This window comes from Paraglaciecola sp. (assembly GCF_039943935.1).
Lineage (GTDB): Bacteria > Pseudomonadota > Gammaproteobacteria > Enterobacterales > Alteromonadaceae > Paraglaciecola.
The window spans coordinates 1-9,003 of the sequence record NZ_JBDUZQ010000018.1 but is presented as its reverse complement, the minus strand read 5'-3'; the positions used below and the strand labels follow the sequence as shown (position 1 = coordinate 9,003).

Sequence of the window (9,003 nt, the reverse complement as noted above, 5' to 3'; positions counted from 1 at the left end):
TGCGGTCCCACCTGATCCCATTCCGAACTCAGAAGTGAAACGCATTAGCGGCGATGGTAGTTTGGGGTTTCCCCATGCGAGAGTAGCACACTGCCAGACTCCTATTTAGAAGAAGGGCTATCCGAAAGGGTAGCCCTTTTTGCATTCTGAGATTTAATAATCAAATACCATTCAGAATTCAGTGGAAGTTTCGTGATTTACTATTAAGGTCTGCTAAGGCCGAGCTTAAATCAATTAACTTTCCGGCTATTACATGGGTGACTCCACCATCACCGCGCTCTAAAATTCCCTTTACTTGCAATATCTTCGATTTTAAAAAAGCTTGTTTTTGAGCTCGTGCGGTATTTAACCACACGACTACATTGATAATACCAGTGTCATCTTCAAGAGTAATAAATGTAACCCCCCTAGAGGTTCCTGGCCTTTGTCTTCCAACCACTAAACCAATAACACTAACATGGGCATGATGATTTTTTTGTATCAACTGATCTGCTTGTACATGACTGGGGAGTAGATTCGCTTCTCGTAATAATGAAATTGGATGAATTGTTAGACTTAAGCTTGTAGCTGCATAGTCTTCTAACAAGTTATCGCTGGGGCTTGGAGTGGGAATAGTGTTTGTATCTAAGTTTTTTTGACTATTTAATAGTGGTAAGTCAGCTTCTGAATCCATTAATAACCAGCGCGCTGCATACCTGCTATCACATATAGTCTGATAAGCATTGGCACTGGCGAGTGCTTCCAAGTATTTACGTGATAAGTTTAAGGCTTTGATTTGGTTAATGTCATTATAGCCTTTTACAGGCCTAGCTTTTATTAAGGTTGGTGAGTCACTTGAGTTTATATTTTTAATTATTCTAAAACCCAAGCGTATCGCCCAGTTTTTATTTTTGTATTCTATGGTGTGATCATGGCTAGAAGCATTTACGCACAAAGGGAGCACGCTTAAATTATGGCGTTTAGCATCTTCTATCAATTGCGCAGCAGAGTAGAAGCCCATAGGTAAACTATTTAATAAACCCGTATAAAAAACAGCTGGATAATAATACTTTAACCAACTAGAGACATAGGCTAAGACTGCAAAAGAAGCTGAGTGAGACTCAGGAAAGCCATATTCACCAAAACCACAGATTTGTTTGTATATCCGCTCTGAGTAATCTGCTTTGTATCCCCTTTTCAACATTCCTGTCATTAACTTTTCTCGAAAGTGGCTTAATTCTCCGTTACGTTTCCAACTGCCCATTGCTCTACGTAATTGATCTGCTTCACCACCTGTAAAACCAGCAGCTACCATCGCTATCTTAATAACTTGTTCTTGAAAAATGGGGACCCCTGAGGTTCTTGATAGAATTTTTTTTAAATCTAATGAGGGGTATTCTATTAACTTTGGATTGGCTCGGTGTTTCAAAAAAGGGTGCACCATTCCTCCTTGAATTGGACCTGGTCTGACTATCGCGATCTGAATGACCAAATCATAAAATTTGCGGGGTTTCAGTCTTGGTAACATGCTCATCTGAGCTCGGGATTCTATTTGAAAAACGCCAACTGTGTCGGCTGCTTGGATCATTTTATAGACTTGCCTATCATCGCCTAACGCTGTTATTGCAGCTACGCTGTATTCGTGTTGGTAGTACTTTTGAATGAGCGAAAACGATTTACGAATAGCAGTGAGCATACCAAGGGCTAATACATCTACCTTGAGTAAACCTAAACTTTCAAGGTCATCCTTATCCCATTGAATGACACTGCGTTCTGCCATGGTTGCATTTTCTATGGGAACTAGATGATAAAGTGGCCCTTGCGATATAACAAAGCCACCAACATGTTGAGATAGGTGGCGGGGAAACCCTTTTATTTCATCCACTAGGCTAGTAAATAGTTGTCCTTGGTTTGATTGATGGTCAAAACCTAACTCGTTGATCTGGCCACGCCAGCCTAGTTCATTATCTCTGTGATTGATGTTTTTTATGAAAAAATCTAACTGGTGCTCACTGACTCCCAATGCTTTCCCTACATCTCTAATCGCGCTCTTGTGGCGATAAGTGATAACAGTAGCTGCAATGGCTGTTCGTTCACGACCATATTTTTTATAAATATATTGAATGACTTCTTCACGTCTTTCATGTTCAAAGTCGACATCTATATCTGGTTGCTCTTTGCGCTCTCTCGAGATAAAGCGTTCAAATAATACGGATATTTGTCGTGGGTCGACAGCGGTGATTTGTAAACAATAACAGACCACTGAGTTAGCGGCAGACCCTCTACCTTGGTATAAAATTTCTTGCTGTTGAGCAAACTGTACAACATCATAAATAGTTAAAAAGAAGTATTCATACTGTAATTCTTTAATGAGCTTTAATTCTTTCGCTATTATTTTTTTAATAGAATAGGTAAGCCGTTTACCACTAGAGAAGCGAATGGCCATCCCTTGAATAACTAACTGCCTTAAATACTCAGTCGCTGTTTTCCCTTTAGGAACTAATTCACTGGGGTATTCATATTTCAAGTCATCTAAATTAAAGTCGCAAAAGTTGGCTATACGTACGCTTTCTGCAAGCCATTCTGAGTGATATAGATGTTTAAGTTTTTCCAAAGGCCGCAGATAACGTTCGCTATTAGGAAGGAGCTGACGTCCAAGTTGACTAATAGCGGTGCCTTTTCTAATGGCAGTTAGGGTATGCTGCAAGGGGAGTCTTTGCGTATTGTGCATAAGCACGCCCCCACAAGCACAGATGTTTAACTTATAAAGATCGCTAAGTTGCTTGATATGATGTAAATGGCGGTTTTCGTTTGCGGTTAAATGCCTTTGATATCCTAGCCAAACCTTGCTGTTGTAGTGTTTTTTTAGCCATAGGGCCCATTTGTTATTCGCTTCTGATTCACCGCTGGGCAACCATATAGTTAAGCAATGCTTTATTCCCCGTAAATCCCATTCAGTTAATTGATATTCTCCTTTGGGTGTCCGCTTACGTGCATTGGTGATTGTTCTACATAATTCAGCATAAGCCTGTCGGTTTGGGCACAATAATATAAATGTAAAGTCAGATTCAAATCGAAAAAAGCTTCCTACGATAAGTTTGATTTTGAGATTTTGTTCTTTTACTGCTGTATGCGCCCTAACTAAACCTGCTACAGAGCATTCATCTGTGATAGCAATAGCTCGATATTTTAAAAAGTCTGCCTGTGTTACTAGTTCTTGTGGGTGAGAGGCGCCATATAGAAAACTAAAGTTACTTTGACAAAATAACTCGGCGTATTGATATGGATTTGGCACTAGCTAAATACACCATGTAAATACCATTTGTTATGGGGGGTTTTAAACACCCAATACCACTGACCAACAGTATTATATGCAACGAAATAGTCTCGAATAATAAATTCAGAATCCCACCAACCGGTTTCAATGCGCTCTGGTCCAGATGTTAAATAAACCTTTTCTTGCAAGCGTTGTGGTGGTGTTAATAAAAAGCTAGGACGAAGCGCAAAAAGTGAGACATTAATCGCGGTCTTTGGGCTGGTTTGATTTAATAATGTTGTTTGCTCTGGGCGGTAATCATCATTCAATATAGGGCTTAAAACGGCATCTTTCCCTAATTTAGCTTGCAGCATAGATGTTAACTGCAAAGAAGATAGTGTGCCTTGTTTACTTGTAAATAAATCTTGTTCATCAGGGCACCGGATAAAGGTCTTTGAGGCGACTAATTGAATCCCAAAAATAGGACTGTTTAAGGTTATATTTTCAAGTTTTAGACATACTAATGTTTCCCAGCGCTTAGCCAAGTGCTCCCCTTGCTGAGAGTGAATTTCTAATTCAATAGGCTTATGTTCTCTTTGACTTAAGTAAATATTTAAGGTTTGGGTTAAGAGATCGCGTTCTTTTAAGAATTGCTCTAGCCTAGAAAGTAATTGAATTAAGGGCTTTTGTAATATTTGTATGTTTTCTACATCAAATAACAATTCGATAATTTGGTCAAAGTACGGTTTTGGATGAAAAAAGTTAACAGGGTGAGATAGCTCTGCTGTTAACCGGCCAATATAAGTGACTATGTCAATTTCAAATCGTTTGGCAATATCGGCAAGAGAAAGATTAAGTAAATCTTTTATATTATGTATGCCAACGCGGTTTAGCTTTTGTATGGCTTTAAGGGGCAACTCGGTATGTTGTAATTTGCATTGACTGACAGCCTTTTTTATATATTTTTGATTATCTGTTATGTGATCCCATGCTTTAATTGCCAATAACTTAGCCGCCAAAGGCGAGTGCCCAGTCGCATAATGAAAATGAACATTTTGAGTCTCTAATATATGTTTAATATGTTGCCAGTAAGTTGCTAAATTACCATATAGATTCAACATATTATGTACCCGTAACAAGAGCCCGTTGTCACTAAAAAAGCAAATATCACTGGTAGCTAAATATAAGTCTTGAGCAATATTATTAAGCTTATTTGTTGTGATTTTTTCTTGATAAGGAATAACCTGTAAATCAGCCTTTAGCATAGAGGCGGTTCCTAAACCCATCCCCAAACGTATACCTGCCTGGTATGCAGCCTTGTTAAGTTGACATGCTTGATTCTTTGCTTCATCAAAGATGATATAAGCTTGTTTATGAATGTTTTTGTCAGAGCTTTGTTGTAATAGCGTGTCCAGCTGTAAGCTAGGAAAGTACAAATACAGCCAAAGTTTTTGCATTACATAAGGAGGATTTGTCATGATCAGCCTGTCTGCGATGCCCGAAGTGGAAAGGTGATCACATTACTGTGTTGTAGTTGACAGATCTCAGGCCAGTAGTGATGCATATTAATGGTGAACGATTTTTTGGAAAATGCGCCCTTGCGTTTAGTGATTTGAGCGTTAATACCGGCCTTATCTGGACTTAAGTGCAATCCCAAACTTACCGGTAAAGAAATATGTTCTTGATTTGGTTGGCGAATAATAAACAAAAGGCAGTTGCCTTTTTCTGCAGCCAGTTGTAAACGTCTAGTTTGTGCCACTGATAAGCAGCTATGCCATATAACTACACTATGGCAACAGCCACTTTTTAGACTTTGTTCTGTGCTCCACAGAGTATCTTGTGCTGAGCTAGGTTTAATGAGTATTACTCGTTCAAGAGATAACCCAAACTCTGCCAACATTTCAGCATTTACATCCATAGGGGGAGCGATAAGTGTTGTTAATTCAGCAATATCCTGTCGCTGCCTAAGTAGAATGCTAGGCAACAATAAACGTAACTCTCCTATGCCAAGAGGACTGCGAACATCAATTACGCCATGCTCAGGAAAACCGCCCTGCAAAGCATTGTCTAGCTCCTGATAACCAGTATGCAGCTCGTTTTTTTTGTTATGGTCAGTGTGGTTAGCTTGCCATAGCAAGTTCTTATTTTTGAGGTAATTAATAGTTGGATGCATTTATTATGTACGAATTAATACTGTATAAATAAACAGTATATTGGTCGAAAATATATATGCAAGTTTTAGCTATCAAAAAGAGAAGTAATTCGAGTCGTGTTAAAAGCTGAGTGATTAAAATTAACTGCTAGCCGTGATTAGGCTTCTTTTACTAGTAATTAGTCGCTGCTCGATTAAAATAGTCTCAAACTCCTCAGCTCCTAGATATAAGTGGACTCTTTAACTTCTCTTCACACATTTGGATTATCAAGTTCTGGTAATCATGTTATCTCGATAGATTCATTCGATATGCTGCAAAAACAATTTATGAATGTCACAACTGAACCCTTTTGTATTTTGGGGGGAGGAAGTAATACTGTTTTTCTAGATGACTACCAAGGCACTATTTTTAAAATGGCACTGAAAGGCATACAAATAGAAGAGTCTGACTCTGAATACTTAGTGACGGCGGCTGCAGGTGAAAATTGGCATCAACTTGTTGCATATTGTATGCAGCAAGGAATAAATGGCTTGGAAAATCTTGCGTTAATTCCCGGGACAGTAGGCGCAGCGCCCATTCAAAATATTGGAGCGTATGGCGTAGAGATTGAAAGGTTTATTCGTAGAGTAGATTATTTTGATTTACATGCTCATAGTGTAAAAAGCCTAGACCGTGAGCATTGCCAGTTTGATTATCGCGACAGTATTTTTAAATCACAATTCGCAGGTCAGTTTATTATCACACAAGTTATTTTAGCATTACCTAAAAGTTGGATAGCGGTTACCCAATATGGCGAACTACAAAACTTAACTGCACCTACTCCTATGGATATTTTTAATAAGGTAGTGGCATTGCGTAAGAGTAAATTACCCGATCCTATCAAAATAGGTAATGCAGGAAGTTTTTTTAAAAACCCTATTATTGATAAAAAACTATTTACTGAATTATTACAAGAGTGGCCTGAAATCCCTAGCTATCCTATTGATGCTAGTAACGTGAAAGTCCCTGCTGCATGGTTAATTGACAGGTTGGGTTTTAAAGGCAAAAAAAACGGCGGTATAGGATGTCACCCTAATCAAGCTTTGGTGTTATTTAATGATGGGACAGGAACAGGAGAGCAGCTATTACAGTTCGCCAGAAGCATCAAATCAGCCGTGAGTCATACCTTTTCAATCAACTTAGAAAATGAAGTAAGGCTGATGGATAGCCAAGGGCTAGTGACATTATGAGCAAATCAGTTGATGAAGTACGCAGTACCTTGCTATCTGTTTTAGCAAATGGCGAGTTTCATTCTGGTGAAGCGTTAGGTCAAACTTTAAACCTTAGTCGAGCCTCAATATCTAATCATATAAAAGCCTTAACAAATCTTGGTCTAGATATCTATAGTGTAACAGGGAAAGGATACTGTTTAGCTAACCCTTTAGATTTTCTAGCCCTCAAAGAAATATCAACTCATTTGCCTGCTGATTACTCATTACCTATTGAGGTGCTAAATGTTATTGGTTCCACCAATCAATATATCAAAGAAAGGTTTGATAACTTAGAAAACGGTTATGCCTGTTTAGCTGAAGCTCAAACCGCTGGCAGAGGCCGACATGGACGTAAATGGGTATCTCCCTATGGTAGTAGTTTGTATTTATCCATGTATTGGTATTTTTCTGGAGGGTATCCCGCACTAGGTGGATTGAGTTTAGCTGTCGGAGTTGCTGTGGCTAAAGCATTAAGTTTAAGTGGTATCGAAGGCATTAAACTGAAGTGGCCAAATGACATTTATGGCTTAGGTAAAAAACTTGCTGGTGTGCTAATAGAGGTAGAAGGTCAAATGGGACTGGGCTGTCAAACCGTCATAGGCATTGGTTTGAATATATCATTACCCAAAAATGTTGAAGAAATAGGTCAGCCATGGATAGATTTGGCGCAACTTACAGATAATTCACTAGAGCGTAATCGATTAGCTGCAAATTTATTGGCTACCCTCTCCGAAACATTATACGTTTTCGAGCGTGACGGATTAGCCCCATTTATTGAGGCTTGGCGTAGTAGAGATGTTTACGCCAATCAAGCCATTAAACTCATAGTGGGTAAACAAACTATTTCTGGTATTAGCCGGGGAGTGAATGAGAGTGGTGCTATTTTATTAGAAACAGAACAAGGTGTTAAAGCATTTCACGGAGGAGAAGTCAGTGTCAGACCAGCTTAATAGCTTGCTAATAGATATCGGCAACAGCAGGATCAAGTTTGCTTTTGGCAGCGACTTAACCAAAATTAACGTTTGTAACTCAATTACAGAGTTAATCCCTTATTTACACCATGTATCAAATATATGGTTATCTAGTGTTGGTAAGGCCTCCCAAGTAAAACAATTACAAAGGTTAGTCTTACCGTTAGGTATTGATTTACACATAGTAGTCACTCAAAAGCAGGCCTACGGTTTAAAGTTTGTCTATCAAGATATGACCACTATGGGAGTGGACCGTTGGTTGGCCATGATTGCTGCTACGCAAGAAACAAGTAAGCCAGTAGCTGTTTTAAGTTTAGGGACCGCAAATACCTGTGATATTTTATATGAAGGGAAACATTTAGGGGGCTGGATTGCACCGGGTTTTTCACTAATGAAAGACAGCCTACAGATTCGTACCGCTCAAGTGTTTGCTGATAACCAAATACCCACAGAGCTAACTTTGGGTGATAAAACTCAAAATTGTGTAAACTTAGGGTGTTTAGCACAGCAACAAGGATTTGTTTTGGTGGCAAACAATTATCTTATTTCACAATTTAGTGACTATGAGATATTTATAACGGGCGGTGCTAGTTCATTAGTTGAACAGTTAAGCCTACCTAAAGTCACTTTTTTTGAAAATTTGGTTTTGCTAGGATTAAATGTTCTCAGTGAAAATATAGAAAAGTAATCATTTATTCACAATTTAATGACGGTAAATTGAGCAGTTAGCCCTAAAATCAAGCAAACAACATAAAAAATACATTTTTTTGTAAATTGCCTATTGCACACCCTGAAATCTTACTCTAGAATCCGCACCCACTTGATGCAGTGCCGACTTAGCTCAGTTGGTAGAGCAACTGACTTGTAATCAGTAGGTCACCAGTTCGACTCCGGTAGTCGGCACCATCAATCTGGAGGGGTTCCCGAGTGGTCAAAGGGATCAGACTGTAAATCTGACGGCTCAGCCTTCGCAGGTTCAAATCCTGCCCCCTCCACCACTTTTTGCTTGATATGGTATGAGAGCAAGTTGTGCGGACGTCGTATAGTGGTAATACCTTAGCCTTCCAAGCTAAAGCTGCGAGTTCGATTCTCGCCGTCCGCTCCATTTTTGTGAAATGCTGATATGGCTCAGTTGGTAGAGCGCACCCTTGGTAAGGGTGAGGTCGGCAGTTCGAATCTGCCTATCAGCACCACATGTCTCTCCCCCATCTCAATAAAAAATCAATTTTAATGTACTTTGCTGGGGAATAGACAATGGCAAAAGAAAAGTTTGAACGTACTAAACCGCATGTAAACGTAGGTACTATCGGCCACGTTGACCACGGTAAAACCACATTAACAGCTGCAATCACAACTGTATTAGCAAAAACTTACGGTGGCGATGCATCTGCATT

7 protein-coding genes, 4 tRNA genes and 1 rRNA gene are annotated in these 9,003 nt (G+C 39.2%); 9 read left to right on the top strand and 3 right to left on the bottom strand.

Annotated elements, in window-relative coordinates:
* Positions 1–99, top strand: a 5S ribosomal RNA gene (rrf, locus tag ABJD71_RS09985); the annotation flags it as partial.
* Between the two features lie 79 nt (positions 100–178).
* Here the strand turns inward: rrf and ABJD71_RS09980 are convergent.
* From ABJD71_RS09980 to imuA, 3 genes are read right to left on the bottom strand one after another with little or no spacing between them, the layout of a single operon-like run.
* Positions 179–3,274: an error-prone DNA polymerase gene (locus tag ABJD71_RS09980; RefSeq protein WP_348168260.1), complete on the bottom strand. Its 3,096-nt coding sequence runs from the start codon at positions 3,272–3,274 to the stop codon at positions 179–181.
* Entirely contained in the window at positions 3,274–4,713 is a 1,440-nt protein-coding gene (locus tag ABJD71_RS09975; protein WP_348168257.1) for a DNA polymerase Y family protein, read from the bottom strand. Before ABJD71_RS09975 ends, ABJD71_RS09980 begins: the two co-directional genes overlap by 1 nt.
* A 2-nt stretch (positions 4,714–4,715) precedes the next feature.
* The gene (gene imuA / locus ABJD71_RS09970; RefSeq protein ID WP_348168254.1) at positions 4,716–5,408 is read right to left on the bottom strand and encodes a translesion DNA synthesis-associated protein ImuA; all 693 of its coding nucleotides are present in this window, start codon (positions 5,406–5,408) and stop codon (positions 4,716–4,718) included.
* A gap of 210 nt (positions 5,409–5,618) precedes the next feature.
* On the opposite strand from imuA, the gene murB reads away from it, so the two are divergent.
* The 8 genes from murB to ABJD71_RS09930 form a co-directional block, all read left to right on the top strand.
* The gene (gene murB, locus ABJD71_RS09965) at positions 5,619–6,617 is read left to right on the top strand and encodes a UDP-N-acetylmuramate dehydrogenase (RefSeq protein WP_348168251.1); all 999 of its coding nucleotides are present in this window, start codon (positions 5,619–5,621) and stop codon (positions 6,615–6,617) included.
* Positions 6,614–7,588, top strand: a complete 975-nt coding sequence (gene birA / locus ABJD71_RS09960; protein WP_348168248.1) for a bifunctional biotin--[acetyl-CoA-carboxylase] ligase/biotin operon repressor BirA — start codon at positions 6,614–6,616, stop codon at positions 7,586–7,588. Before murB ends, birA begins: the two co-directional genes overlap by 4 nt.
* The gene (locus ABJD71_RS09955; RefSeq protein ID WP_348168245.1) at positions 7,572–8,297 is read left to right on the top strand and encodes a type III pantothenate kinase; all 726 of its coding nucleotides are present in this window, start codon (positions 7,572–7,574) and stop codon (positions 8,295–8,297) included. Before birA ends, ABJD71_RS09955 begins: the two co-directional genes overlap by 17 nt.
* 142 nt (positions 8,298–8,439) lie before the next feature.
* Positions 8,440–8,515 (top strand) — tRNA-Thr (locus tag ABJD71_RS09950).
* A gap of 7 nt (positions 8,516–8,522) precedes the next feature.
* A tRNA-Tyr gene (locus ABJD71_RS09945) sits at positions 8,523–8,607 on the top strand.
* Between the two features lie 33 nt (positions 8,608–8,640).
* Positions 8,641–8,714 (top strand) — tRNA-Gly (locus ABJD71_RS09940).
* Positions 8,715–8,726: 12 nt separating this feature from the next.
* Positions 8,727–8,802 (top strand) — tRNA-Thr (locus tag ABJD71_RS09935).
* Between the two features lie 61 nt (positions 8,803–8,863).
* A partial coding sequence (locus tag ABJD71_RS09930) for a GTP-binding protein (protein WP_348112728.1) occupies positions 8,864–9,003 on the top strand: 140 nt, incomplete at its 3' end.

What these genes read in the sequence shown, in the direction of transcription:
- imuA (WP_348168254.1), bottom strand. Translation starts at nt 5,408, where the DNA reads ATGCATCCAACTATTAATTACCTCAAAAATAAGAACTTGCTATGGCAA.
- birA (WP_348168248.1), top strand. Translation starts at nt 6,614, where the DNA reads ATGAGCAAATCAGTTGATGAAGTACGCAGTACCTTGCTATCTGTTTTA.
- ABJD71_RS09975 (WP_348168257.1), bottom strand. Translation starts at nt 4,713, where the DNA reads ATGACAAATCCTCCTTATGTAATGCAAAAACTTTGGCTGTATTTGTAC.